The organism is Streptococcus oralis (assembly GCF_001579525.1).
GTDB classification, from domain to species: domain Bacteria; phylum Bacillota; class Bacilli; order Lactobacillales; family Streptococcaceae; genus Streptococcus; species Streptococcus oralis_M.
In genome coordinates, this window is the sequence record NZ_KQ970789.1 from 335,836 (window position 1) to 360,153 (window position 24,318).

Annotated in this window: 22 protein-coding genes, 1 pseudogene and 1 riboswitch; of the genes and pseudogenes, 6 read left to right on the forward strand and 17 right to left on the reverse strand. The window is 44.0% G+C overall.

Annotated elements, in window-relative coordinates:
- The first annotated feature begins 37 nt into the window (after positions 1 to 37).
- From SORDD25_RS05170 to serS, 3 genes are all read left to right on the forward strand, one after another.
- Positions 38 to 1,402 carry an aspartate kinase gene (locus SORDD25_RS05170; RefSeq protein ID WP_000869633.1) on the forward strand — a complete coding sequence of 455 codons (1,365 nt, stop codon included), beginning with the start codon at positions 38 to 40 and terminating at the stop codon, positions 1,400 to 1,402.
- A 2-nt stretch (positions 1,403 to 1,404) separates the two neighbouring features.
- A complete protein-coding gene (locus SORDD25_RS05175; RefSeq protein ID WP_000079379.1) occupies positions 1,405 to 1,776 on the forward strand; it encodes a DUF956 family protein in 372 nt (123 codons plus the stop codon).
- A gap of 213 nt (positions 1,777 to 1,989) precedes the next feature.
- Positions 1,990 to 3,264 (forward strand): serine--tRNA ligase, encoded by a 1,275-nt coding sequence (gene serS / locus SORDD25_RS05180; protein WP_061852872.1) that lies wholly within the window; start codon positions 1,990 to 1,992, stop codon positions 3,262 to 3,264.
- Between the two features lie 41 nt (positions 3,265 to 3,305).
- Here serS and SORDD25_RS05185 read toward each other — a convergent pair whose 3' ends face one another.
- From SORDD25_RS05185 to zapA, 6 genes are all read right to left on the reverse strand, one after another.
- Positions 3,306 to 4,187: a TDT family transporter gene (locus SORDD25_RS05185; protein WP_061852873.1), complete on the reverse strand. Its 882-nt coding sequence runs from the start codon at positions 4,185 to 4,187 to the stop codon at positions 3,306 to 3,308.
- A 110-nt stretch (positions 4,188 to 4,297) separates the two neighbouring features.
- A complete protein-coding gene (locus tag SORDD25_RS05190; protein ID WP_061852874.1) occupies positions 4,298 to 4,846 on the reverse strand; it encodes a carboxymuconolactone decarboxylase family protein in 549 nt (182 codons plus the stop codon).
- Between the two features lie 130 nt (positions 4,847 to 4,976).
- Positions 4,977 to 6,299 carry an alanine/glycine:cation symporter family protein gene (locus SORDD25_RS05195; protein WP_061852875.1) on the reverse strand — a complete coding sequence of 441 codons (1,323 nt, stop codon included), beginning with the start codon at positions 6,297 to 6,299 and terminating at the stop codon, positions 4,977 to 4,979.
- Between the two features lie 89 nt (positions 6,300 to 6,388).
- A riboswitch (glycine riboswitch) is annotated at positions 6,389 to 6,477 on the reverse strand.
- 166 nt (positions 6,478 to 6,643) lie between these two features.
- Positions 6,644 to 8,980 carry an endonuclease MutS2 gene (locus tag SORDD25_RS05200; protein WP_061852876.1) on the reverse strand — a complete coding sequence of 779 codons (2,337 nt, stop codon included), beginning with the start codon at positions 8,978 to 8,980 and terminating at the stop codon, positions 6,644 to 6,646.
- A gap of 113 nt (positions 8,981 to 9,093) precedes the next feature.
- A complete protein-coding gene (locus SORDD25_RS05205) occupies positions 9,094 to 9,642 on the reverse strand; it encodes a CvpA family protein (protein ID WP_061852877.1) in 549 nt (182 codons plus the stop codon).
- Positions 9,639 to 9,941, reverse strand: a complete 303-nt coding sequence (gene zapA, locus SORDD25_RS05210) for a cell division protein ZapA (protein WP_000002028.1) — start codon at positions 9,939 to 9,941, stop codon at positions 9,639 to 9,641. Before zapA ends, SORDD25_RS05205 begins: the two co-directional genes overlap by 4 nt.
- A gap of 86 nt (positions 9,942 to 10,027) precedes the next feature.
- Between zapA and rnhC the strand changes: the two genes are divergently transcribed.
- The 3 genes from rnhC to recD2 all read left to right on the forward strand — a co-directional run bounded on the left by rnhC (position 10,028) and on the right by recD2 (position 14,026).
- Positions 10,028 to 10,903: a ribonuclease HIII gene (gene rnhC / locus SORDD25_RS05215; protein WP_061852878.1), complete on the forward strand. Its 876-nt coding sequence runs from the start codon at positions 10,028 to 10,030 to the stop codon at positions 10,901 to 10,903.
- Positions 10,904 to 10,912: 9 nt separating this feature from the next.
- Positions 10,913 to 11,527 carry a signal peptidase I gene (gene lepB, locus SORDD25_RS05220; protein WP_061852879.1) on the forward strand — a complete coding sequence of 205 codons (615 nt, stop codon included), beginning with the start codon at positions 10,913 to 10,915 and terminating at the stop codon, positions 11,525 to 11,527.
- A 129-nt stretch (positions 11,528 to 11,656) separates the two neighbouring features.
- Positions 11,657 to 14,026, forward strand: a complete 2,370-nt coding sequence (gene recD2 / locus SORDD25_RS05225; RefSeq protein WP_061852880.1) for an SF1B family DNA helicase RecD2 — start codon at positions 11,657 to 11,659, stop codon at positions 14,024 to 14,026.
- A gap of 47 nt (positions 14,027 to 14,073) precedes the next feature.
- On the opposite strand, the gene tig is transcribed toward recD2, so the two are convergent.
- From tig to SORDD25_RS05280, 11 genes and pseudogenes are all read right to left on the reverse strand, one after another.
- Positions 14,074 to 15,357 (reverse strand): trigger factor, encoded by a 1,284-nt coding sequence (gene tig, locus SORDD25_RS05230; RefSeq protein WP_061852881.1) that lies wholly within the window; start codon positions 15,355 to 15,357, stop codon positions 14,074 to 14,076.
- A 90-nt stretch (positions 15,358 to 15,447) separates the two neighbouring features.
- The gene (locus SORDD25_RS05235; RefSeq protein WP_061852882.1) at positions 15,448 to 16,104 is read right to left on the reverse strand and encodes a DNA alkylation repair protein; all 657 of its coding nucleotides are present in this window, start codon (positions 16,102 to 16,104) and stop codon (positions 15,448 to 15,450) included.
- Positions 16,105 to 16,737, reverse strand: a complete 633-nt coding sequence (locus tag SORDD25_RS05240; protein ID WP_061852883.1) for a response regulator transcription factor — start codon at positions 16,735 to 16,737, stop codon at positions 16,105 to 16,107. It lies immediately after the preceding gene.
- 9 nt (positions 16,738 to 16,746) lie between these two features.
- Positions 16,747 to 17,745: an envelope stress sensor histidine kinase LiaS gene (locus SORDD25_RS05245; RefSeq protein ID WP_061852884.1), complete on the reverse strand. Its 999-nt coding sequence runs from the start codon at positions 17,743 to 17,745 to the stop codon at positions 16,747 to 16,749.
- The gene (gene liaF / locus SORDD25_RS05250) at positions 17,742 to 18,440 is read right to left on the reverse strand and encodes a cell wall-active antibiotics response protein LiaF (RefSeq protein WP_061852885.1); all 699 of its coding nucleotides are present in this window, start codon (positions 18,438 to 18,440) and stop codon (positions 17,742 to 17,744) included. The genes SORDD25_RS05245 and liaF overlap by 4 nt, the downstream gene beginning before the upstream one ends.
- 166 nt (positions 18,441 to 18,606) lie before the next feature.
- Positions 18,607 to 19,608 carry a type 2 isopentenyl-diphosphate Delta-isomerase gene (gene fni / locus SORDD25_RS05255; protein ID WP_061852886.1) on the reverse strand — a complete coding sequence of 334 codons (1,002 nt, stop codon included), beginning with the start codon at positions 19,606 to 19,608 and terminating at the stop codon, positions 18,607 to 18,609.
- On the reverse strand, positions 19,592 to 20,599 hold the full coding sequence (locus SORDD25_RS05260) for a phosphomevalonate kinase (protein ID WP_061852887.1): 1,008 nt from the start codon (positions 20,597 to 20,599) through the stop codon (positions 19,592 to 19,594). Before SORDD25_RS05260 ends, fni begins: the two co-directional genes overlap by 17 nt.
- Entirely contained in the window at positions 20,586 to 21,539 is a 954-nt protein-coding gene (gene mvaD / locus SORDD25_RS05265; RefSeq protein ID WP_061852888.1) for a diphosphomevalonate decarboxylase, read from the reverse strand. The genes SORDD25_RS05260 and mvaD overlap by 14 nt, the downstream gene beginning before the upstream one ends.
- Entirely contained in the window at positions 21,521 to 22,399 is an 879-nt protein-coding gene (gene mvk / locus SORDD25_RS05270; RefSeq protein ID WP_061852889.1) for a mevalonate kinase, read from the reverse strand. Before mvk ends, mvaD begins: the two co-directional genes overlap by 19 nt.
- A gap of 119 nt (positions 22,400 to 22,518) precedes the next feature.
- The gene (gene cbpF, locus SORDD25_RS05275) at positions 22,519 to 23,523 is read right to left on the reverse strand and encodes a choline-binding protein CbpF (RefSeq protein ID WP_061852890.1); all 1,005 of its coding nucleotides are present in this window, start codon (positions 23,521 to 23,523) and stop codon (positions 22,519 to 22,521) included.
- Between the two features lie 99 nt (positions 23,524 to 23,622).
- Positions 23,623 to 24,313, reverse strand: a pseudogene (locus SORDD25_RS05280) (response regulator transcription factor).
- Positions 24,314 to 24,318 lie beyond the last annotated feature (5 nt).

Sequence of the window (24,318 nt, forward strand, 5' to 3'; positions counted from 1 at the left end):
GCTATAATCGTATAAAATACTTACTTGAGGAGTCCTTATGAAGGTTGTAAAATTTGGCGGAAGCTCGCTTGCCTCTGCTGGTCAGTTAGAAAAAGTTTTAAACATCGTTAAAAGTGATAAAGAACGTCGTTTTGTAGTCGTTTCTGCACCCGGCAAACGCAATGCTGAAGATACCAAGGTGACCGATGCCTTGATCAAATACTATCGTGACTATGTGGCTGGAAATGACATCAGTGCTAGCCAAAGCTGGATCATTGACCGTTATGCCGCTATGGTTAGTGAACTAGGGTTAAAACCTGCTGTTTTAGAAAAAATCTCTAAAAGTATTCGGGCCTTGGCAACTCTTCCTATAGAGGACAATGAATTTCTCTATGATACCTTCCTAGCGGCTGGAGAAAATAACAATGCCAAATTGATTGCAGCCTACTTTAACCAAAACGGTATCGATGCACGCTATGTTCACCCAAGAGAAGCTGGAATTGTTGTCACAAGTGAACCAGGAAACGCACGTATCATTCCATCTAGTTATGACAAGATTGAAGGCTTGGCTGATAGCAACGAAGTCCTTGTCATCCCTGGTTTCTTTGGTGTGACTAAGGAAAATCAAATCTGTACTTTTTCACGTGGAGGTTCAGATATTACAGGTTCTATCATTGCAGCAGGTGTTAAGGCTGATCTCTATGAGAATTTTACAGACGTAGATGGTATCTTTGCTGCCCATCCTGGTATTATCCACCAACCGCACTCCATTCCTGAATTAACCTACCGTGAAATGCGTGAGTTGGCTTACGCTGGATTTTCAGTTCTTCATGACGAAGCCCTTCTTCCTGCCTACCGAGGAAAAATTCCTCTTGTCATCAAGAATACCAACAACCCTGACCACCCAGGAACACGCATTGTTTTAGAACACAGTAGTGATAAATTCCCAGTAGTAGGGATTGCAGGTGACTCAGGATTCGTCAGCATAAACATGTCTAAATACCTCATGAACCGCGAAGTCGGATTTGGTCGCAAGGTTCTGCAAATCCTTGAGGACCTCAACATCGGTTGGGAACACATGCCTACAGGTATCGACGATCTTTCAATCATCCTCCGCTCCCGTGAATTAACTCCTATCAAAGAAGAAGAAATTCTACGTCAACTCGTTCAAAAAGCTGAAGTGGACCATGCTGAAATCGAACACGACCTTTCAATCATTATGATTGTCGGAGAAAAAATGAAGAGCCACATTGGTGTAACAGCTACTGCAACACGCGCTCTATCTGAAAATAAGATCAACATCCAGATGATGTCCCAAGGCTCAAGTGAAGTTTCCATCATGTTTGTTGTCAATAAAGAGCAAGAAAAGGCAGCTATCAAGGCTCTCTACCATGCCTTTTTCGATGAAAGTAAGGAAGATTAATCATGGCCCAATCACTCAATCAAGTCATTGACCTCCAAACTACTGGGACATCTTACCTCTCTATCTCTGGAAAGGTTGGAAAATTTCTAGTCGGGGATCAAGCCTTAGAGTTTTATCCCGATGTCAATGTCGAACAATATATCCAAATTCCCTGGTCCAGCATTCAGCAAATCGGAGCTAACGTAAGTGGTCGCAAAATCAGCCGCCACTTTGAAGTCTTCACTGATCAAGGAAAATTCCTCTTTGCTTCAAAAGACTCTGGAGCTATCCTCAAAATCGCTCGAGAAAAATTAGGAAACGACAAGGTTGTGAAACTTCCGACTCTACTCCAGACCATTGGACAAAAACTTAAAAATCTATTTGCAAAAAAGTAAAAACTTTAGTATAATCATAGCAACGGATAAGTAGGTTATCTCCTTCTTTCAGAAAGTCTGCGGGTGCTGCGAGCAGATAGGAGGGATAGGTGAAATTCTACCGTTAGTAACAATTACATATACAATCAAGTGCACACCTGTGAAGTTGGATGGAACCGTGGCCCTGCCACTCCAACACTTTGTCAGGTGTGCTTTTTTCATAAAGGAGTTCTTATGTTAGATATCAAACGTATTCGCACAGATTTTGATGCTGTCGCAGAAAAATTGGCTACACGTGGTGTAGATGCTGCTATCTTAAACGAGATGAAAGAAATCGATGCTAAACGTCGTGACATCTTGGTCAAGGTTGAAACTTTAAAAGCAGAACGTAACACAGTTTCTGCAGAGATTGCCCAAGCTAAGCGCAACAAGGAAAATGCCGATGACAAAATTACTGCGATGCAAACCCTATCTGCTGAAGTCAAAGCCTTGGATGCTGAATTAGCGGACATCGATGCTAAATTAACAGAATTCACCACTACTCTTCCAAACATCCCTGCCGACAGCGTTCCTGTTGGGGCTGATGAAGATGACAATGTGGAAGTTCGCCGTTGGGGGACTCCGCGCGAGTTTGACTTTGAACCAAAAGCTCACTGGGATCTTGGTGAAGACTTGGGTATCCTTGACTGGGAACGCGGTGGTAAGGTAACGGGCGCTCGTTTCCTCTTCTATAAAGGACTTGGGGCTCGTTTGGAACGTGCTATCTACAACTTCATGTTGGATGAGCATGGCAAGGAAGGCTATACGGAAGTTATCACACCTTACATGGTTAACCATGACTCAATGTTTGGTACTGGTCAATATCCAAAATTTAAGGAAGACACTTTTGAATTGAAAGACACTAATTATGTCCTCATTCCTACAGCTGAAGTTCCTTTAACTAACTACTACCGTGATGAAATCCTTGACGGTAAAGACCTACCAATCTACTTCACTGCTATGAGCCCATCATTCCGTTCTGAGGCTGGTTCTGCTGGTCGTGATACTCGTGGCTTGATTCGTCTGCACCAATTCCACAAGGTTGAAATGGTCAAATTTGCCAAACCAGAAGAATCTTACGAAGAATTGGAAAAGATGACAGCCAACGCTGAAAATATTCTTCAAAAACTCAATCTTCCGTACCGTGTCGTTGCCCTCTCTACTGGGGACATGGGCTTCTCAGCTGCTAAGACTTACGACTTGGAAGTTTGGATTCCAGCCCAAAATACCTATCGTGAAATCTCAAGCTGTTCAAATACAGAAGATTTCCAAGCTCGTCGTGCCCAAATCCGTTACCGCGATGAAGCAGATGGCAAGGTGAAACTTCTTCACACCTTGAACGGTTCTGGACTTGCAGTTGGACGTACAGTGGCTGCCATTCTTGAAAACTACCAAAATGCAGATGGTTCTGTGACCATCCCAGAAGCACTTCGTCCATATATGGGTGGAGCTGAAGTTATCAAACCATAAAAATAAGGCCTAGCTATTTCTAGCTAGACCTTTTTTCGTAACTAAATCAGATAACCAACCAAGACAAAGAATAAAATAGTGAGGCAAATAACGGTTTCAGCCAATACCAGATAATCCAGAAATGGAAGTTTCAAGATCCCCTGAGCCATCTTGAGCGAGGTAGCTGTGATAATGGTTGGGAAGGTGAGGGCTGAGAAGGCTGGTTGAAAGCCTTGTTGTAAAATATTAGACATGCGAGTTAACACAAAGAAAAAGAAGGACTGAGATGCCAAAATCATGACGATCAAGAGCCAAGTCGGTAGGCCTGCTCCTCCAACTCGAACTAGGGAAGCCAAGAGTAGAGAAAAGGGAGCACAGTAGATTCCTTCTTGTCCAAGCAAGGCTAGTGGGAGTGGAGATTTCTTTAAATCGCTATAAATAAGCGGATAGAGATAGAAGGTCAAGACAAAACCAAAACTCAAGGTTGCATAGGCAATCTCGATAATGCCTACCAGAGGATAGGTCAAGGCTGCCACAGCTATCCCCACATAGAGCACCGTCCAGCTAGGAGTCGCATTGACCCTCCGACCCGGACAGGCAAATTTGATGGTAAAAGTAGCAATCAAAACCAAATCCAAGAGAAATGAAAACCACCAGATTCCTTGTGCTACCAAAGGAAGAGCAGGGAATACGCGAAAGACATAGGTCGATAAAATCATCCCAGCCATAGGAAAAGTGGCCATCCCAGATAAAAGAGGGGGCTTGGTCAATTCTTGCTTGGTTTCTTCCCAATTAAAAAGATGAAGAATCAGAAAGAAAATCCACAAAACTAAACCAATCAGACTCAATAAATGCGACAGAACTGGCCAAGTATCTGCAATCAGATTTCCTGCACCTGCTAGACCTAATAAACAGCCAGAAAATACCAAGGGGAGCTTTTTCATCCGATCTTCCAATAATCATGTTATTATTAGTATAGCATAAAAGTGCTTAAAATAGCATAGAAAAATGAAGACTGGATTGCTCAGTCTTCATTTTTTCTTTCTGATTCGAACTAGGCATAAGGTTGCAATTCTGGATTAATAGGCGTATTGGCTAGGTTGTTGGCATAGTTGCAAAGGCTGGCAAGACTAACACCTAGAACCACATCCAAGGCATTTTGTTGCGTGTAGCCAGCTTCCAAAAATTCAGCCAAGGCTTCATCTCCTACACGCCCTTTGGTATTGATGACCGCCAAGGTAAACTTAGCTAGGGTGTCCAATTTAGGATCTGTTTCAATCGGAGTGCGGTTGCGGAGAGCTTGGAGAAGATCATCATTCATCTGGATTTGTTTAATCGAAAAAGCAGTATGACCAGCCACGCAGAAAGCACAACCATTGGTTACGGCAACTGTGATTTGCACTACTTCACGTTCCACTGGTGTCAGGCTATTGCGACGGTTGATGGCTCCGACAGTTCGGTAGGCTTCAAGCGCCGTTGGAGCATTGGCCAAGAGACCGATTAGGTTGGGAATATAGCCATTGTTATCTTTTTGTACTGTTGCAAGAACTTCTTTTACTTCTGCTGGTGCTGATTCTACTGTGTGGATGGTAAATGTTGTCATAAGAAACCTCTTTTCATTTTATTGTCATTTAGTCTATCATAGAATTTCCCCCTTGGATAATATATATTTTCAATCGCCTTGATAAGAAATGTCTATGAAATGAAAAAATCACACTAAAAGTGTGATTGGGTTAGTGTTTAAAATACTGTTTAGTCTCAGCAATGACGACTGGCGACAAGACTAAGAGGGCAATCAAGTTTGGTAGAGCCATCAAGGCATTGACAATGTCTGCGATAGTCCATACCATATCCAACTCGATAAATCCTCCCAACAAGACCATGACTACAAAGACTACACGATAGAGCCAGATAAAACGAACACCGAAGAGGAACTCAAAACAGCGTTCCCCGTAGTAATTCCAGCCGAGAATTGTCGTAAAGGCAAAGAGAACCAAGAAGATTGTTAGGACAATTGAGCCAAAATCTGAAAAGACCATAGAAAATGCTGACTGGGTCAAGGCAACTCCATTCAATTCACCACTCCAAACCCCAGTTACCAAGATTGTTAAACCAGTCAAAGTACAGATAATCAAAGTATCAATAAAGGTTCCTGTCATGGAAATCAAGCCTTGCTCGACAGGTTCATTTGTCTTAGCCGCAGCAGCTGCAATGGGAGCTGATCCTAGGCCAGATTCGTTAGAGAAGACTCCTCGGGCCACACCATTTTGGATAGCCATCCGAATGCTGGCACCTGCAAAACCACCTACCGCAGCTACAGGGCTGAGAGCAGAGGTAAAGATTAGGGCAAGCGTGGCTGGGATTTTCTCGATATTAAAGAGAATAACTGTAAGAGTTCCCAAAATATAGACAATAGCCATAAAAGGAACCACTGCTGTTGAAACCTTGGAAATGGATTTGAGGCCACCAAAGACTGCAATCCCTACAAAAATGGATAAAATCAGAGTCGTGATAGCTGGTTCCACTTGAGCCGTATTTTGAATGGATTCTGTAATTGAATTGACTTGGGTAAAGGTACCAATCCCCAGAAGGGCAACCAATACACCCGCTAGGGCAAAGAAGATAGCAAGGGGGCGCCACTTTTCTCCCATCCCCAAAAGGATGTAGTGCATGGGCCCTCCAGCTACAGCGCCGTTTGCATCCTTGCTACGGTATTTGATTGCCAGCAAGCCTTCGGCATACTTGGTTGCCATCCCAAAGAAGGCTGCCATCCACATCCAAAAGAGAGCCCCTGGCCCCCCAACCTTAATGGCTGTCGCAACTCCGATGATATTTCCCGTACCAACGGTGGCAGCTAGAGCTGTACAAAGAGCTGCAAAGCTCGACACATCGCCATGTCCCTTGTCCTTGGTAAAGATCAACTGAAAGGCCTTGGGGAGACAAGCTAACTGTAAAAGGCCTAGTCGGATGGTCAAGTAGATTCCCGTTCCGACCAATAACAGTAAGAGGGGAGGTCCCCAAACGAAAGCATCAAGCGCTTGTAGCAATTCTAACATATCCTTCTCCTATCTTTCAACCCCAAAAGAAAGAGCACATGCAAGATACATGTACTCTGGAATGCTTAGATAAATGCCAAAAAGCGGTCTATCCTAGCTCTGTCCTTTTACCTGAGAGTTTGAGCAGTTACCTGCCTTGCCCCTTCGGTGCCTTTACGGTCTCTCCAGAGTTCCGTCCATTTACAGTCATGGAAAACAAACCTTTCTCCACTTCTATTAAACTTCATTCGGTGTTGGTATTTTATTTTTTATTATTCTACAAGAAAAGTTAGCCTTTGTCAATATATTATTTGAAAAAAGATGGATTTTCACTTCTTTTTCAAAAAAAGAGAAGCACTCTTTTTTTAACCTTTAAAGGTCACAATGGTTGCGCCACTGCCCCCAGCATTCTGAGGAGCATAGCCGAAAGTCTTAACATGCTTATTTCTTTGTAGGTATTTGGTGACGCCCTCACGGATGACTCCCGTTCCGATACCATGGATGATGTCGACTTGCGCCATGTTATTGAGCAGGGCTTGGTCGATAAAGGCATCTAGCTCATTCATGGCCTCTTCGTACCGTTTGCCTCGGAGATCCAGTCTCGCTTGCGGACCACGACCAGAAGCACGTTTGACGACATTGACTTGTTTTTTCTTGACTGGGGCTTCTTGCTGAGCCTGAACAAGATCAAATTCTTTCTCTTCCAAGGTCATCTTGATCAAACCAACTTGGGCTTCCCAACGGCCATCCTTGAGCTGCTTGGTCAAGGTTCCACGTTGTCCATAACTGAGAACCACGATATCATCTCCAACCTTTGGAGCTCGTTTTTTCTTAGCCTTTTGAAGGACCTTGTTTTTAGACAAGTCGACTTTTTCAGGGGCCAGTTTTTTCAGCTCTGCCTTGGCTTCAATGATTTCGTGGGGTTTGAGTTGAGACTTGCTATGAAGATTCTTGAGAATCTGGTCACTCTCACTTAGAGCGAGTTCCACAATCTCAGCAGCCTGTTCACGCGCCTTGTTGAGCTCAGTTTCTTTTTCACGATTGAGCTCATTGTAGAGTTTTTTGAGCGCTCGGTTCATCTTAAGGTTTTCTTGCTCCACCTCACGGATATTGTCCAAGCGTTTACGGCTTTCAAGCGTTTGCTCTTCCAATTGTTCAATGATGCGGTTGACATCATTATCTTGGTTGACCTGCTGGCTGGCATCCCCGACAATAACATCCGACAAGCCTAAGCGTTTAGCAATTTCAAAGGCATTGCTTCGGCCAGGAACTCCCTGCATAAAGCGATAGGTCGGACGCAGACTGGCTGTATCAAACTCCATGCTGGCATTTTGCACAAAGGCTGTTTCAATACCATAAGCCTTGAGCTCTGGATAGTGGGTCGTCGCCATAGTCTTGACCTGACGCAGACGAAGATCCTCCAAAATAGCCATAGCAAGGGCTGCTCCTTCCTGTGGATCGGTACCTGCGCCAAGCTCATCTAGTAATAAAAGCGAGTCTTGGTTGACCTTGCTAAGAATATCTACGATATTGGTCATGTGACTGGAAAAGGTAGACAAGCTTTGCTCAATAGACTGCTCATCCCCAATATCTGCGAAAATTTCTTCGAAAATACCGACACGGCTCCCCTTATCAGCTAAAATAGGCAAGCCTGACTGGGCCATCAGTTGCGTCAAGCCCAAGGTTTTGAGCATGATAGTCTTCCCACCTGTATTGGGACCTGTAATGACAATGGCCGTTAATTCCTTACCAAAGTGTACATCGTTTGCGACAGCATTTTTGACCAAAGGATGGCGAACATGAAGGAGTTGAATCTCTTGGCTCTCTGAAAGTCGTGGAACGACTGCTTGTCTCTCTTTGATGAAACGCACCTTGGCACGAATCAGATCCAGATGGCCGATAATCCAAGCGTCATTAGCGATCTCTGCAGCATGAGGGCGAACCCGTTCCGATAGTTCCTGCAGGATGCGAATCATCTCATAGCGTTCATCAGCTCGCAGACTCGCGATTTCTTCGCTCAGCTTGACCACCTCACGTGGCTCGATATAAACCGTATTACCACTAGCAGAGATGTCGTGGACAACACCTGCAATCTTATTGCGATAAGTGTTCTTGACTGGTAAGACTTGACGGCCATTTCGGCTAGCGATTATACCTTCCGTCAACATCTGCGCTTTTTGCTTGAGCAAGTCTTGCAAGACATCTCGAACTTGACTCTCGTTATCATGGATTTTCCGACGGATGCGTGCTAGCTCTTCACTGGCGAAATTTTCGATAAATCCTGCATCATTTAGGGCTTGAAGACTTCCTTGCAAGTGTGGAAAATCATGTAGTTTTTCAAACCATCTCGCCAACTGCTCCAAGCGTACATTTTCAAGATTGGCATAAAAACTTTGCAACTCTCTGCTAGCAAGCAAGACCCGTTTGAGGAGCAGGAACTCCTCAATGTTGAGGTCCGCTCCCATCTCCAGACGCTTGCAGACAGCTGAAATCTCACGTGTCGCTAGGATGGTAAAGTGGGGTTGCTTCACAAAAAGGGCTTGCATTTCCTCCATCTCTGTAAAGGCTTGTTTGATCTTATCCACCTTAGCAGTTGGAGCCAAACCTTTTAACTCCTCTAGTCCTTGTTCTGTCAAGAGATGCGGTTCAAACAAAGCTTTGATTTTATTAAATTCTAAGGTTTCTAGTATTTTTGTATTCATATTCTTTCCTTGTATGCTGGTTTACAAGATTGTAGCGCCTAGAGGTTTTTGGACTTTAACTGACCCTAGTCGTCCAATCTGTAAACAAAGGGCTAGGAAAAATCCCGCCCTTTTTATCCGATTAAATTTGTCACCCAGAGTTGTTTGATAAGATTTGTCGTAAAAGGGACACTTTGGATGATGTTTTTGGCTACTATACTTTTTTCGAGTGAATTTTGAATGACTGCCAGAGGCACCGTTGCAAGAATGGTCAGAGCCATTTGCAAGACAAATAAGGTTACCAATAGCGACAATAGGCCTGCTCCGATACGAAACCATTTGACATCGAGCTTTTTAGTTGGAATCAAGTGTAGGAACAAACCGATAAAACGTCCGATAGTGTAACAAATTCCGAAAACTAAAAGGTAGGCTAGACCCGCATAAAAGACCTTGTCTAGGTGAAAAAGCTGGTCTGAAGGGAAGAAAAAGGTGCCCTGCCCTTCCTGAGGATTGGCATAAGGGACAAGCAAGTGGAAGTGTTCTCCCAGTGATTTATAAAACTGTCCCGCAACAAAGGCTGAAATTACTGCAAGGAGGAAATAATAAACTTGCAGCACCAAACCTCTACGGTAGCCGATGTAGAAGCCCCAAGCCAGAACCAATAAGAGTAGGATTGAAATCATAGGGAATCCTCAATCTTGCTCTGTTCTTGTTTGACAGCAATTAACTTGTGGCGGAGTTCTAACAACTCTTGCTCCTTGTCATCAAATTCAATCTCACGGTTGAGTTGTGTAGACAGACAGTTGACCGCCAAAAGAAGCGCAATGGTTTCATCATCCGCCCCAGGCATTTGTTCTTTAATTGCTTGGTATTTTTCAGTCGCAACCTTGGCAATTTCCTCCATAAAGAGGTTGTCATGCTCGGTTGTTAAGGTTAATGTCTTTTTCCCGAATGTAAACTTATATCGATTTAGATTTGCCATAAAATTCACCTCACGATATTATACCAAATTTCGCTAACTTTGTCAGTTTTTACCAATTCTCCTGCTTTTGTGGTACAATAGAGACTATGGCAAGTATCACACTCACACCAAGTGAACAGGAAATTCAGAGCTTTTTAAGTCAGTATCAGAAGGCTCTCAGTCCTAGTAAAAATCCTTATATTCGCTATTTTTTGAGACTGCCTCAGGCAACAGTTTCCATCTATACTTCTGGAAAAGTCCTCCTGCAGGGCGAAGCTGCTGGGCAATACGCCAGTTTCTTTGGCTATCAGGTTCAACAAGAAAACAGTGGACAAGATTTCCCTATGATTGGGACTGATGAGGTGGGAAACGGTTCCTACTTTGGTGGGCTGGCTGTTGTGGCTTCCTTTGTGACGCCTGATCAGCACGACTTCTTGCGAGAACTCGGTGTGGGGGATTCCAAGACTCTGACAGATCAAAAGATTCGTCAAATTGCTCCAATCCTCAAGGAAAAGATTTCGCATCAAGCGCTCCTTCTTTCACCGAGCAAGTATAATGAAGTTATCGGAGAGCGTTACAATGCTGTTTCTGTAAAGGTTGCCCTTCACAACCAAGCTATCTTTCTCCTCCTTCAAAAAGGAGTCCAGCCAGAAAAAATCGTGATTGATGCTTTTACAAGTCCTAAAAACTATGACAAGTACTTGGCGCAAGAAGCCAACCATTTTCCAAACAAAATTAGCTTAGAAGAAAAAGCCGAGGGCAAATACCTGGCTGTTGCGGTTAGCTCCATCATCGCGCGGGATCTCTTCCTCGAAAACTTGGAAAATCTTGGACGAGAACTAGGCTATCAACTGCCAAGTGGCGCTGGAACTGCATCTGATAAGGTTGCAAGCAAAATCCTTCAGGTCTATGGCATGAAAGGACTTCATTTCTGTGCCAAACTACATTTTAAAAACACTGAAAAAGCAAAAAAACTTCTATAGAGGTAAACCATGAACTATTTAAAATCATTTCTAAAAGAATGGGGAGGTTTCTTCCTGATTATCGCGCTGGTCGGTCTTAGCCGTATCTTTCTTTGGAGCAATGTCCGCGTGGAAGGACACTCGATGGACCCTACCCTAGCCGACGGAGAAGTTCTCTTCGTTGTTAAACACCTTCCAATTGACCGCTTCGACATTGTGGTTGCCCATGAGGAGGATGGAAATAAAGACATTGTCAAAAGGGTCATCGGTATGCCTGGAGATACCATCCGCTACGAAAATGACAAACTCTTTATCAATGGTGAAGAAACGGATGAACCCTACCTAGCTGAATACCTCAACTTGTTCAAAACAGAAAAGTTGCAAAACACCTATACCGGCAAAGGATTTGAAGGCAATAAGGGAGTCTACTTTAGAGAACTTGCTCAAAAAGCACAAGCCTTTACGGTCGATGTCAATTCCAATACCAGCTTCAGCTTTACTGTCCCTCAAGGTGAGTACCTTCTCCTTGGTGACGATCGTCTAGTCTCTAGCGACAGCCGCCATGTCGGTACCTTCAAGGCCAGCGATATCAAGGGCGAAGCAAAATTCCGTTTCTGGCCACTTAACCGTATCGGAACTTTTTAAGATAAGGAAGAGGCCGAGAATGCTAAGTCTCAGCCTCTTTTTCTATTGCGAGAAGAAGGACTTTTAGTCTCCTAGCTTGTTGAAAGAAGCTAAGGGTCCAACTCTCATGAACTTATGTAAAGGAAACCTATGGAAGTTTATTTTTCAGGCACCATTGAACGCATTATTTTTGAAAATCCCAGTAATTTTTATCGTATTCTCCTCCTAGATATCGAAGATACCAATGCGGAGGACTTTGACGATTTTGAAATCATCGTTACAGGAACCATGGCGGACGTGATTGAAGGGGAAGACTACACTTTTTGGGGGCAAATCGTTCAGCACTCCAAGTATGGGGAACAGCTTCAGATCAGCCGTTATGAACGCGCAAAACCAACTAGCAAGGGCCTCGTCAAGTACTTTTCTAGTAGTCATTTCAAGGGGATTGGTCTCAAAACGGCTCAAAAAATCGTTGATAGCTATGGTGACAATACCATTGACGAAATTCTGGAACATCCTGAAAAGCTAGAAAGTATTGTAGGACTCTCTGCAAAAAACCGTGAGGCTTTTGTTTCCACCCTCCGTCTCAACTATGGGACAGAAATGGTCTTAGCAAAACTAGCTAACTACGGGATTCCCAATAAACTAGCCTTCCAGATTCAAGACTTTTACAAGGAAGAAACCCTCAATGTGGTTGAAAATTATCCCTACCAACTGGTTGAAGATATCAAAGGATTGGGTTTTACCATTGCTGACCAATTGGCTGCCGAACTAGGCATCGAAAGTCAGGCTCCTGAACGCTTCCGTGCTGGCCTTGTTCATAGTCTTTTTCAGGGATGTATGGATACGGGCGATACCTATATGGAAGCCCGAGATTTGCTGGAACAAACCCTGACTCTTCTCGAATCTTCCCGTCCCGTGGAACTCGATCCCAGCCAAGTCGCTCAGGAATTATCTCATCTGATTGAAGAAGACAAGGTTCAGCAGATTGATACCAAAATCTTTGATAACAGCCTCTTTTTCGCAGAAGAAGGCATTCGCAGTCACTTGGTTCGTATCCTCGAAAAAGGAAAACAGAAGAGCCAAGATCTAGAAACCATTCACAAGCATATCGCTACTGTCGAGCAAGAACTGGGGATTCAGTACGATAGCATCCAAAAGCAGGCTATCTGCGACGCTATCCAGAACAAGGTCTTTATTCTAACAGGTGGGCCTGGTACAGGTAAGACGACTGTTATCAATGGAATTATCGCTGTTTATGCACTTTTAGAAGGACTTGACCTCAGGAAAAAAAGCAACCTGCCGATTCTTCTCGCTGCTCCAACTGGTCGAGCGGCTCGGCGCATGAATGAATTAACAGGTTTGCCTAGCGCGACCATACACCGTCATTTGGGGATGACAGGAGACGATGATACCAGTCATCTGGAAGATTATCTGGATGCCGACTTCATCATCGTGGATGAGTTTTCTATGGTGGACACTTGGCTAGCTAACCAACTCTTCTCCAACATCTCTTCTAACAGTAAAATTCTCATCGTAGGGGATAGCGACCAATTGCCTTCTGTCAGTCCTGGCCAAGTCCTTGCTGACCTGCTCCAGATTTCACTGATTCCCCAGACTCGCTTGGAACGGATTTATCGTCAGAGCGAGGAATCAACTATCGTTACCTTGGCTAGTCAGATTCGACAAGGAATCTTGCCAGCTGACTTTACCCAGAAAAAGGCAGACCGCTCCTACTTTGAAATCGTGAGTAACCATATCCCAGCTACGATTAAGAAAATTCTTGACGCAGCCCTCAGAAGTGGTATTTTGGCTCGCGATATTCAGGTGCTAGCGCCTATGTATCGAGGTACTGCTGGTATTGACGCCATCAACCAACTCATGCAAGACCTGCTCAATCCTCAGCAAAAGGGGCAAGTGAACTTTGAAGCAACTCAGTGTCACTATCGAACAGGGGACAAGGTCATTCACCTAGTCAACGATGCCGAAGTCAATGTCTTTAATGGAGACCTAGGCTACATCACAGATCTGATTCCTGGAAAATACACCGAGTCCAAACAAGACGAGATTGTCATTGATTTTGATGGCAATGAGATTATCTACCCTCGTAATGAATGGTATAAAATCCGCTTGGCCTATGCCATGAGTATTCATAAGTCGCAAGGGAGTGAGTTTCCCGTTGTCATCCTGCCCATCACCAGTGCTAGCAAGCGCATGCTGGAGCGAAATCTCATCTACACAGCTATCACACGGGCCAAGAGCAAGCTCATCCTTCTTGGCGAGTTACAGGCCTTTGACTATGCAATCAAACATATTGGAACTGCTCGCAAGACCTATCTGATTGAGCGTTTCTGTGATTTAATTGAAACTAATATTGAAGAAAGCAAACAAGCCTTCTCTGAAACTGCCACACCAAGTGACTCTGAACAATCCTACATCCTCACCGAGGAAAACTGGTCTAGTATTCCCGCTATGATTGGGATTACAGACGCAGACCTTAAAGAGATTTTTGGAAAATAGTGCACCAAAAAACCCACCTAGTCAGGTGGGCTTTTTCTCTTTTAAGATTATTTTACTGTTGCAGTGCTTGTGATCAATTCAACAGCTTTTTTGATTGCGATATCGTGTTTCAACATATCAGCTGAAAGCAAGTTTTGAACTTGTGCCACTTCCATGTTGTAATCTGCTGCTAATTGCTCGATTTCTTTTTGGATTTCTTCTTCTGAAGCGTCAAATCCTTCAGCTTTGGCAACTGCTTCGATAACAAGGTTAGTCTTGGTACGTGATTCAGCTTCTGCCTCGTATTGTTTGTGAAGGTCTTCTTGAGTAGTTCCTGTGATTTGGAAGTACATGTCAGGGTTGATACCTTGACGTTGCAAGTTTCCAAGGAATTCATTTACTGAACGGTGAACTTCTTCGTGGATCATTTCTTCTGGAAGTTCTACGATTTCAGCGTTTTCTACAGCTTTATCGATTGCTGCACCTTCAACGGCATCTTTGTATGCTTCTTCTTTCGCATCAGTCAATTCTTTGCGGTATTTTTCTTTCAATTCGTCAAGAGTTTCCACTTCTTCGTCGATATCTTTTGCAAGTTCATCGTCAAGAGCTGGAACTTCTTTTGCTTTTACTTCGTGAATAGTTGTCACGAATTTAGCTTCTTTACCTGCAAGGTCTTCTGCTTGGTAGTCTTCTGGGAATGTTACGACAACATCAACAGTTTCACCAGCTGAGTGTCCTACCAATTGGTCTTCGAAACCAGGGATGAATTGACCTGATCCAAGTCCAAGTGAGAAGTTTTCACCTTTTCCACCGTCGAACTCAACACCGTCAATAGAACCAACGAAGTCGATCACAACAGTGTCGCCATTTTCAGCAGCTCCTTCTTTGATAACCAATTCAGCCAAGTTGTTGCGTTCGCGTTCGATACGTTCTTCAACGTCAGCGTCTGTCACTTCTTTTTCTACATCCACTGATACTTCAAGGTTTTTGTAGTCACCCAATTTTACTTCAGGTTTTGTCACGACTTCAGCTGTGATAACCCAGTCTTGACCTTTTTCCATTGAAGTTACGTCAATTTTTGGTTGCGCAACGACTTCAAGACCAGCTTCTTTTACTGCAGCTTCATAAGCGTTTGGCAAAAGAGCGTTCATTGCATCTTGATAAAGAGCTTCTTCACCAAATTTTTGGTCGAAGATAGGGCGTGGAAGGTGACCTTTACGGAAACCTGGAACGTTAAGAGTTTTCTTTACTGAGTTAAATACACGGTCCAATTCTGGTTTGATTTGGTCTTGAGAGATAGTGAAAGTCAAGACACCACGGTTTGTTTCTTTGTTTTCAAATGATACAGACATTCTGTCATTTCTCCTTAAAATTTTTAATACAGTCCATTATACCATATAATAGCGACTTTTTTCAAGTAATGAATGCGCTTTTCAATAGTGCTAGAGGCACTTGCTCGCTTCCTTGATACTAAGTTCAGCCATTCTCTTCTTATTTTTTTCAATAAAACGTGCTACCCATTCTGGATTGGTTTTAGAGTAGTCTCTTAGAGCCCAGCCGATGGCTTTGTTGATAAAAAATTCTGTCTGGTCCAGATTGTTGACCAGGATCTTTTCCATCAGTTGGACATTTGTTTTCTCTTTCCTTAACAACTGGTGGTCAATAGCGACTCGTCTCAGCCAGATATTGTCTGATAGGCTCCATTTTAAAAGCACTTCTTCAAGTTCCGGATGGTTAGCCACCAAACTTCCTACTACTCGATCTAAGATATCTACCGTGTCCCACCAGGACTTGGTCACGACCAGACGCTCAAGTTTAGGCAAATCGTCCTTCGTTAGATAAGACTGCATGGCTTTCAAATAGTTGGCACCCACATATTGGTATTCTCTTGGCTCCTTTTCCCAGCAAGTCTCTACAAAATCCCAATCGATCATCTTTGTTTTTTTCGCGCTTGGAAAATACTTTTTACAGAGGGCATTTCTTTCAGGACCTGCAATCCCTAAAAAGGGAAATTGATGGCGCATATAGGCTTCCATTGGGCCTGCTTTCTCAGGGTCTTTTCCCGCTTCTAGCTCCACAAGTAAATCTGCAAGACTCATCTAAAACTCCTCCTGCCCGACCAAGTGGTGCTGAAAGGCATAGACCGCCGCCTGAGTGCGATCGCTGACCTCAAGCTTGGCAAGGATATTGGACACATGGGTCTTGACCGTCTTGAGAGAGATAAAGAGTTCATCTGCGATGCGCTGATTTTCGTAGCCCTTGGCGATGAGTTGAAGCACGTCTCGCTCACGCGCAGTCAGATCCTCATGAAGCTCCATATGATTGCGGTGGTATTCGACCTTCTTGCTGACCTCTTGTTCAATAGCTAGTTCGCCCGCTGCCACCTTGCGGACGGCATGAAGCAGTTCGTCTGCACTAGAAGTCTTGAGCATATAACCTTTGGCACCCGCATTCAAGACTGGCATGATTTTTTCATTGTCCAAGTAAGAGGTCACAATCAAAATCTTGGCTTCAGGCCATTCTTTGAGGATGGCTAAGGTCGCGTCAATCCCATTCATCTCAGGCATGACGATATCCATGACAATGACATCTGGACGCAATTCCAAGGCCAAGTCAATACCTTGAGCCCCATTGGCAGCTTCGCCCACAACTTCTACATCGTCTTGGAGATCAAAATAGCTTTTCAAGCCCAATCGAACCATTTCATGGTCATCTACCAGTAAAATTTTCATCTCTACTCCTTATAATTCCTTATCTAACAGGGGAATACGGATATCAACCGCCAGTCCTTGCTTAGGTGCTGTCAAAAGTTGAATGTTTCCTGCCATATCTTCGACCCGCTCCTTGATATTTCGCAGTCCATAACTCAAGTCGTCTAAACTCCCTAACTGGAAACCAATCCCATTATCCACCACCTTCAGCTGCAATTCAACATCTGTCTGATAGAGGTAGACGTCTAGGCAAGATGCCTGGGCATGGCGAAGGGTATTGCTGATCAATTCCTGTAAAATACGGAAGATATGTTCTTCAATCTTCTTAGGCAATTTAGACACATTTTGCTTGAGACTAACCTTGAGATCACTCTTGTCCTCAAGCTCTTTTAAGAGGATTTGAATCCCCTCAACCAAACTCTTCTCTTCCAACTCAACAGGTCGCAAATGTAGGAGCAGGACCCGCAGATCTTTCTGGGCTGTTTCTAGGATGGCTGCAACACTTTGCAACTGGGTCTGCATCTTTTCTCTATCCAGCTTCAAAGCCTGCTGGCTTATCCCTGATAAAATCATATGGGCTGCAAACAACTCCTGACTAACTGTATCGTGCAAGTCACGTGCTATCCGCTTTCGTTCTTTCTCAATGATTGCTTCTTCCTTGATCAGGCTTTGATTTTCAGCCTTTTGAACAGCCTCTGTCAAGAGGTTGAGCTTGCCAGACAAGGATTGGAAACTGGCATCCAAGTCTGGATCTGCAAAGGCAACCACCTCTTTTCCTGCTAGCAGTCGCTTGAGATTGACCTGCATTTTTCTGCGAGAGACTTCTTCTATCACGCGCCAAAAGAGGACAAAAAAGAAGGTCATGGAAAGGCTAAAGACCAAGATCAAGAAGATGAGTTTCTCCGTTTTCTCGATATCTTGTAGCAAATAGGACCAGTCTAGCTCAAAAATATCAAGTAAACTATTAGTCAAAAAAAGGATAAAGAGGAAAGAAGTCAGGCCGATTAATAGGTACGATTGCTTTTTCATCCTCTGACCACCTCCACATCGCCAACCATACTGGTCAAGAAAATCTTGACGCTCTTGTTACTCTTGAGATAGTCTCTAGTTTCCTGATGATAGTGTTCATTGCGGAGGGATCTCTTAGGTTGATGAAGGAAAGTAAGATCTCCATAAAGACAGTTAACACTGAGGCTGATTTCCACATCTACAGGTACGATAATCCTAGTCGTTCCGATCATCTTTCTAAGGATAATGACATTGTCATGATTGGTTAGGATAACTCTTTCTAGATGAATGGTGTCCTTACCCATGAGGCGAAAGAGGTTGATATCGTCAAACTGGCAGGTCTGGTGACTAGAGAAATGGTGGAGATTGCCTAACCAAGGATTGCGTTCATTTTTTACCGTCACCACCTCTTCAAATACCAAGTCCGTCTCCTCTTTTTCTTGGTTCATCATTGGATAAAGAAGAAAGAGACTGTAAATTACTGCCACAAAGATGGCTAAAATCACAAAGGGATTAAGCATGACGATGAAAAAGAAGAGTATGGTCGCCACAAGGAGGAAAACGTTGTTGCCCTCTTTACCAGTATAATAGCGGAGCAAGAGCAAAAAGAGGAATAGAATCAGCAAAAAACGCGAAAAATGCTCTGATACCATCAAAATCAGAGCTCCCGTCAACAGACAGGCTTCAATAAATAAAAAGATTTGAAATTTTTTCATAGCTGCATCCTCTCCCTTCTATTTTATCACAATTCAAAAAAGTCACCTCGGTCTGAGGATGGAAAAAGGAGATAGGACAGAAATCGCTCGTACAAACTAGGTTCTTTCAGACCACTACAGTTGACAAAAGGCTACAAAAAAGGGCGGGATTCTTGTCCCGACCTCTCTACATCTGATCTTTTGCTTCTTTTAGTTTACCATAAAGAATATAGTCTACTTTTTGCAGATCTGCTATGGTGGCACAATTAAGGGCACACAGGATCAAGCGCAGGTCTTCTTTCCAGCCTTGGACAATACCAATCACCTCTTCGACGGAGTAGGTTTCAATCAACTCTAGAACGGTACGTGACAGTCCTACAGCCTTGGCACCAAAGACCAAGCACTTAATCATATCCAGCGGGTTCCGAACCCCTCCGCTAACCAAAAGTTCGACCTTGTCTTTCCAGTCTTGGGCATTGAGAAGGGCTTGCATAGTAGACTGCCCCCATTGATTGAGGTAATCACGCTGGCCACTGCGACGGTTTTCGATATAGGCAAAGCTAGTACCACCACGACCTGATAGGTCAACCGTTCGAACACCCAGATCATAGGCTCTCTCGATGGTCTTCACATCCATTCCAAAGCCCACTTCCTTTAAGACAATAGGAACGGGAATTTGCTTGCTATAGTCTGCCAGATGCGATTGCCAGCTTCGAAACTTTCTTTCTCCCTCCGGCATGAGTAATTCCTGCATGACATTAACATGCACTTGGAGGAGAAGAGGATTCATCGCTTCTACAGTCTGAAGTCCCAACTCAACAGGCTTGTCCAAGCCAATATTGGTTCCAAGGAGAAGCTTTGGATGGCTAGATTTGACAGAAAAAGAGTCATCTGTTGGATCTTTGAGGGCTGCGCTATAAGAGCCCGTCACAAACAAAATCCCACATGCTTCTGCCACCTGAGCCAGTTTTTGATTGATTTCTTTACCTTTGTCGCTCCCACCTGTCATGGCATTGATATAAAAAGGAAAGTCCCACTTTCGACCTGCAAACTCTGTAGACAAATCAATCTCATCCAGGTCATAAAGAGGCAGGGAAGAATGAATCAACTCCACCTCATCAAAGCTATTATAGGAACTTTTCTGCTCAAGGGCATAGCGGATATGCTCGTCCTTACGATTTGTCGTCATGTCCTATCCTTTCTTGGTATAAGAGCTCAATCTCCAGATCGGCCCAGCGATTTTTTAAGGTTTCAGTTGATTGCTCATCAAAACTCAAGGCAATCCCACAGTCACCACCACCAGCGCCACTACTCTTGGCAACAGCCTGCAAATCTTGACTGGCTTCTTTCAACCGTCTCAGTGAAGGCGTGTAAATATCTGGGCTCAAGCCTTCTAAGAGCTGGCTGGCTGTTTCCACCTGCTCGATGATGTTTTCTGCATTCCCCTGCTCCAAGGCTTCTACCAAAGCAGATACCGTTGCTTTTGAGGAACTTAAAAAATTCTGGCCTATGTTTTGCTTGATTTGCTTGACCATTTGACTCGATACGGCCACTTGCTTGGTCCATCCCACTAGGAAATCACATTCTAGGCCCAGTTGCACTTGTGAGATAGAAAAGCCCCAGTCACGCTCCAAAACCGTCGCCAAGCTTTCTTCTTGCAACCAAGCAGCCACCTTTTTGCGATCAAATGACTGGTAGAGAACCAAATCCTCTGCAACGATACAGGCAAGGTCCCCCATAGAGCCATTGTCGCCTCGCTTGAGCAAGACCGCGCTAGCCAACTTGAACAAGAATTCCGGATCAACTGTAATATCATATAGAGCCAGCAGGGCCTTGATCACCAAGACAACGACGCTACCGCTAGAACCCAGACCAAACTTTTTGCCTTCCCGTTCCATTTTTCCACGGATTTCCAAGAAAAAAGGTCGCAAAGTCTGACCACGAACAGCAAGGAAGTCCCCCATCAAAGCAATCGTTTCTTGAATCAAACTGTAGGCAGGATTTGGCGTCAAGTCCACTGCGAAATCAAACATGTCTGAGTAGATACGATAGTTCTCAGAAAAAGCAATCTCAGCCTTCATATAGATGGGGATGGCCTTTATCAAGGCTAACTGCCCTGGCTCTAAAATAGCGTATTCCCCTGCCCAATATAGTTTTCCGCAAGTTTTAACAGCAATCATCTTGGCTCAAATCCTTTGTTTTTGACACAATCAAGCGATAATGTCGACCGAAGATTTCTGATAAATGCTCCAAGTCTTTCTCCTGACAGAGGACCTTGACATTGGGACCTGCATCCATGGTAAAGTAGCAGGCTTCCCCTTGCTCACGAAGCTGGCGAACAAAGTCCATGGCCTCATAAGTCGCATCCGTCAGATAAGAAAAGGCTGGTGATGCTGTTTTTGTCGTAGCGTGCATAGCAAGGGCATTTTTCTCTGTTAATTCCCCAACTTTGGTAAAGTCATTTTCCTTGAGATAAACCAGCATCTCCTGATAGTCCTTTTCAGACTGACGCACCCAGTCATCAAAGGTCGTCGAGGTTTCCACACAGAGTTTCATCCCATCACGGCTAGAGATTGGCTTTTTCTTGTCTTCTAGCACCAACATAATCATAGCTAGTTTCAAGTCTGTCTCTACAGGGTAAATTTCCCCACTATCCTTGTCCCAGGCACCGAGTGGTCCATAAAAACTCCGAGAGGAAGAACCTGAAGCAAACTTCGCTTCCTGTGCCAACTGACTCCGATTCAAACCAAGCTGAAAATAAGCATTGCAAGCCTTGACCAAGGCGGACAAACCACTGGAACTGGAGGACAAACCCGCTGCAGTCGGCATGTTGTTTTGGGTATCGATACGGACAAAGCCCTCACCTTCTGGACGGTAACGGTCGATGATTTTGCTCATCTTGGCATGTTCTGCCTCATTTTGGAGCTGACCATTGATATAAAAAGCATCAGCAGTCGCATCCGTCGGTAGAGGTGATAAGGTCGTCTCTGTGTACATATTTTCCAAAGTCAGAGAGATGCTGCTAGTAGCAGGAACCATCTCTTTCTCTTTTTTCTTTCCCCAATATTTGATAATAGCAATATTTGCGTAGGAACGTACTGTTACAGGCTTTCGATCCATGTCTGAACAGCTCCTTTCTCTTCTAATCGTTTTGCTAGTTCTTGCGCTTGATCCAGATTGGCTACCAAGGCGATAATGCAGCCTCCTAGTCCACCACCACTCATCTTGGCACCTAGGGCACCATGGCTAAGAGCCGTTTCAACGAGGGAGTCTGCCTCAGGGCTGCTGACACCAATTTCTTTTAAATGTAAATGCGCTTGACTGAGGATTTGTCCCAGTCCCTCAGCATCTTTTCTTCTAATCGCATCTTCTGCCTGCTGGGTCAATTCTCCCAAGGCATGCAAAAACGGCAGAGCATCCTTCCCCTTGCTTTGAACCACTTGGATAGCTTCACGAGTGTGACCATACACGCCCGTATCAGCAATGACCAAATAGGCGGATAGATCCATCTCAAGTTCTGTAAAACCAACATTCTTGATAAAGCGAATGGGCTGGTCACTGAGACATGTCTTGGCATCCAAACCACTTGGATTCATATGGGCAATCATCTCAGCCCGATTGACCAAGATTTCTAGTACATCATGAGGCAGGTCGGCTTGATAGTAGTCAAAAACAGCTCGAATGGCTGCTATGCTGATAGCTGCTGACGAACCCATTCCCCGTTTTTCAGGGATAGCCGAGTCAATCACACAGCGAATGCAGGCCTCTTTAATCTCTAAATATTCTAACGAAGCATAAACTGCCATGGACAAAGTATCCTCCTCATAAAGACGCCACGGACTCGCTGCAGGAACTACCTTACATGTCACCTCTACCTCTAAGAGAGGCAGGGAAATAGCAGGATAGCCGTATACAACAGCGTGCTCTCCTATTAAAATAATCTTACTATGTGCCTGACCGACACCAACTTTTTTTATCATGTTTTCCTTTAACCAGACGGAAAGACCGTCTTGCTTTTCATACAGTAGTACTTCCTCCTATCTATTTTATTATATTTTCACAAAAAAAGCGATTGTTTCCTTCACAATCGCCCCTTTCATTATTGGATCCATTCGCCATTATAGTTGACAAAATAGCCTTCTACAGTCGTATTCACTGCTAAAGCACCTGAACTATAAGCATAGTACCATTTCCCTCCGACCTGGAACCAGCCTGTCTTCATGTCACCATTACTTGCGTTTAGATAATACCAAGTCGAACCTTCCTGATACCAACCAGTTGCCATGGCTCCTGATGAACGGAGGTAGTACCACTTGTTCCCAAGGTATTGCCAGCCTGTTTTCATATCACCATTTTGAGCATCTAGATAATACCAAGTGGAGCCTTCTTGATACCAGCCAGTCGCCATTGCTCCTGATGAACGGAGATAGTACCACTTATTGCCAAGTTGTTTCCAACCAGTTTGCATTGTAGCAGTTGTTGGATCTAGATAGTACCACGTCGAATCATCGTTTATCCAGCCACGTACTGGCTCCCCAACAGTCAATCTGTTGATTCGAGCATCAAAGCCACCATCCTCCTGTAAATAATACCAATGCCCTTCGTCAGAAATCCAACCAGTTTTTAAGGTATGATAGCTACGCTGATCTTCAAAATAATAGACTCGTTTCTCTGCTGGACTATCATATTGTTCCCCATGATGTTTGTTGGTATTTGTAGCAGTTTTTGCTTCTAAAACTTGCTTGCCAACAAATTCTTGTAGTACCCCATCTTGACCAAAGTAAAACCATTTTGGCATTGGCATATATTCTAATCTTAAACCATTTGGGTAAGGACCAATTGTACTACCTTTAGATGGAAACGGGATATATTGCCAGCCGACAACCATCTCTCCTGATACATGATCGAAATAATAGGTCTTTCCATCTATCACTCGCCAGGCCGTTTCTTTGATCTCACCCTTCTTGTAGTAGGTTCTACCATTTTCTTGGACAAATTGCCAGCCTTCCGAATCAGCATCATCCGCCAATACGGTGCTTGTCGCTAGCAAACTAAAGAAAAAGACTGCTAGTCCAACTTGCATCATTATTTTAAATTTTTTCATTCGATCTTTCCTCCATAATTGATTGTAGCAAAGACTTTACTGTATGTCAATATATAGAAATCCCTCAAAAAAAGCAGTTACACAACTGCAACTGCTTTTCTATTCTTGCATGGTGTACCCAACACCACGCACGGTTTTAATGTAGCTTTTTTGACCTTTTACATCAAGCTTGCTACGTAGATAACGGATATAAACATCCACGATATTGGTTTCCGTCGCACTTTCGTACTTCCAAACACTTTCCAATAACTGCTCACGAGTCAAGACCTTCTTGCTTCCCATGAGAGTGGCCAAAAGGTCATACTCACGGCGCGTCAGAGCAATCATCTCCTCGCCACGATAAACGGTATGATGTTCTACATCCATACGTAAATTGCGGTAAGACGTTGGAACCTTCATCTGACTACAGTGTTGGTCGATAAAGTCCCGACCTCGGAAAATCGCTGAAATACGAGCCACCAGCTGATCAATAATCACTGGCTTATAGATGTAAGAAACGGCGAAGCGCTGGATTGTCTCAATCTGGTCTTGCAATTCTTCGCGATGGTCCAAGACCATGATCACTGAGGCTGGTTTTGTCCGACTCAGCCTCTCTGCAAAATCCTGGGCTGTCATATTTCCCAGACGAGCATTCAGTAAAATCAAGTCATAATCTGTCTGGAGAGCCATTGAGAGGGCTTTTTTCCCCCTCCTCGACCAGATCAACACGGTATTGCTCTTTTTGGAGTTCCAGACTGAGAAAACGAGCGAGATTTCGTTCTTTCTCAAGTAATAAAATCCGTTTCCCCATGGCAG

What these genes read in the sequence shown, in the direction of transcription:
- SORDD25_RS05170 (WP_000869633.1), top strand. Translation starts at nt 38, where the DNA reads ATGAAGGTTGTAAAATTTGGCGGAAGCTCGCTTGCCTCTGCTGGTCAG.
- SORDD25_RS05175 (WP_000079379.1), top strand. Translation starts at nt 1,405, where the DNA reads ATGGCCCAATCACTCAATCAAGTCATTGACCTCCAAACTACTGGGACA.
- serS (WP_061852872.1), top strand. Translation starts at nt 1,990, where the DNA reads ATGTTAGATATCAAACGTATTCGCACAGATTTTGATGCTGTCGCAGAA.
- SORDD25_RS05185 (WP_061852873.1), bottom strand. Translation starts at nt 4,187, where the DNA reads ATGAAAAAGCTCCCCTTGGTATTTTCTGGCTGTTTATTAGGTCTAGCA.
- SORDD25_RS05190 (WP_061852874.1), bottom strand. Translation starts at nt 4,846, where the DNA reads ATGACAACATTTACCATCCACACAGTAGAATCAGCACCAGCAGAAGTA.
- SORDD25_RS05195 (WP_061852875.1), bottom strand. Translation starts at nt 6,299, where the DNA reads ATGTTAGAATTGCTACAAGCGCTTGATGCTTTCGTTTGGGGACCTCCC.
- SORDD25_RS05200 (WP_061852876.1), bottom strand. Translation starts at nt 8,980, where the DNA reads ATGAATACAAAAATACTAGAAACCTTAGAATTTAATAAAATCAAAGCT.
- SORDD25_RS05205 (WP_061852877.1), bottom strand. Translation starts at nt 9,642, where the DNA reads ATGATTTCAATCCTACTCTTATTGGTTCTGGCTTGGGGCTTCTACATC.
- zapA (WP_000002028.1), bottom strand. Translation starts at nt 9,941, where the DNA reads ATGGCAAATCTAAATCGATATAAGTTTACATTCGGGAAAAAGACATTA.
- rnhC (WP_061852878.1), top strand. Translation starts at nt 10,028, where the DNA reads ATGGCAAGTATCACACTCACACCAAGTGAACAGGAAATTCAGAGCTTT.
- lepB (WP_061852879.1), top strand. Translation starts at nt 10,913, where the DNA reads ATGAACTATTTAAAATCATTTCTAAAAGAATGGGGAGGTTTCTTCCTG.
- recD2 (WP_061852880.1), top strand. Translation starts at nt 11,657, where the DNA reads ATGGAAGTTTATTTTTCAGGCACCATTGAACGCATTATTTTTGAAAAT.
- tig (WP_061852881.1), bottom strand. Translation starts at nt 15,357, where the DNA reads ATGTCTGTATCATTTGAAAACAAAGAAACAAACCGTGGTGTCTTGACT.
- SORDD25_RS05235 (WP_061852882.1), bottom strand. Translation starts at nt 16,104, where the DNA reads ATGAGTCTTGCAGATTTACTTGTGGAGCTAGAAGCGGGAAAAGACCCT.
- SORDD25_RS05240 (WP_061852883.1), bottom strand. Translation starts at nt 16,737, where the DNA reads ATGAAAATTTTACTGGTAGATGACCATGAAATGGTTCGATTGGGCTTG.
- SORDD25_RS05245 (WP_061852884.1), bottom strand. Translation starts at nt 17,745, where the DNA reads ATGAAAAAGCAATCGTACCTATTAATCGGCCTGACTTCTTTCCTCTTT.
- liaF (WP_061852885.1), bottom strand. Translation starts at nt 18,440, where the DNA reads ATGAAAAAATTTCAAATCTTTTTATTTATTGAAGCCTGTCTGTTGACG.
- fni (WP_061852886.1), bottom strand. Translation starts at nt 19,608, where the DNA reads ATGACGACAAATCGTAAGGACGAGCATATCCGCTATGCCCTTGAGCAG.
- SORDD25_RS05260 (WP_061852887.1), bottom strand. Translation starts at nt 20,599, where the DNA reads ATGATTGCTGTTAAAACTTGCGGAAAACTATATTGGGCAGGGGAATAC.
- mvaD (WP_061852888.1), bottom strand. Translation starts at nt 21,539, where the DNA reads ATGGATCGAAAGCCTGTAACAGTACGTTCCTACGCAAATATTGCTATT.
- mvk (WP_061852889.1), bottom strand. Translation starts at nt 22,399, where the DNA reads ATGATAAAAAAAGTTGGTGTCGGTCAGGCACATAGTAAGATTATTTTA.
- cbpF (WP_061852890.1), bottom strand. Translation starts at nt 23,523, where the DNA reads ATGAAAAAATTTAAAATAATGATGCAAGTTGGACTAGCAGTCTTTTTC.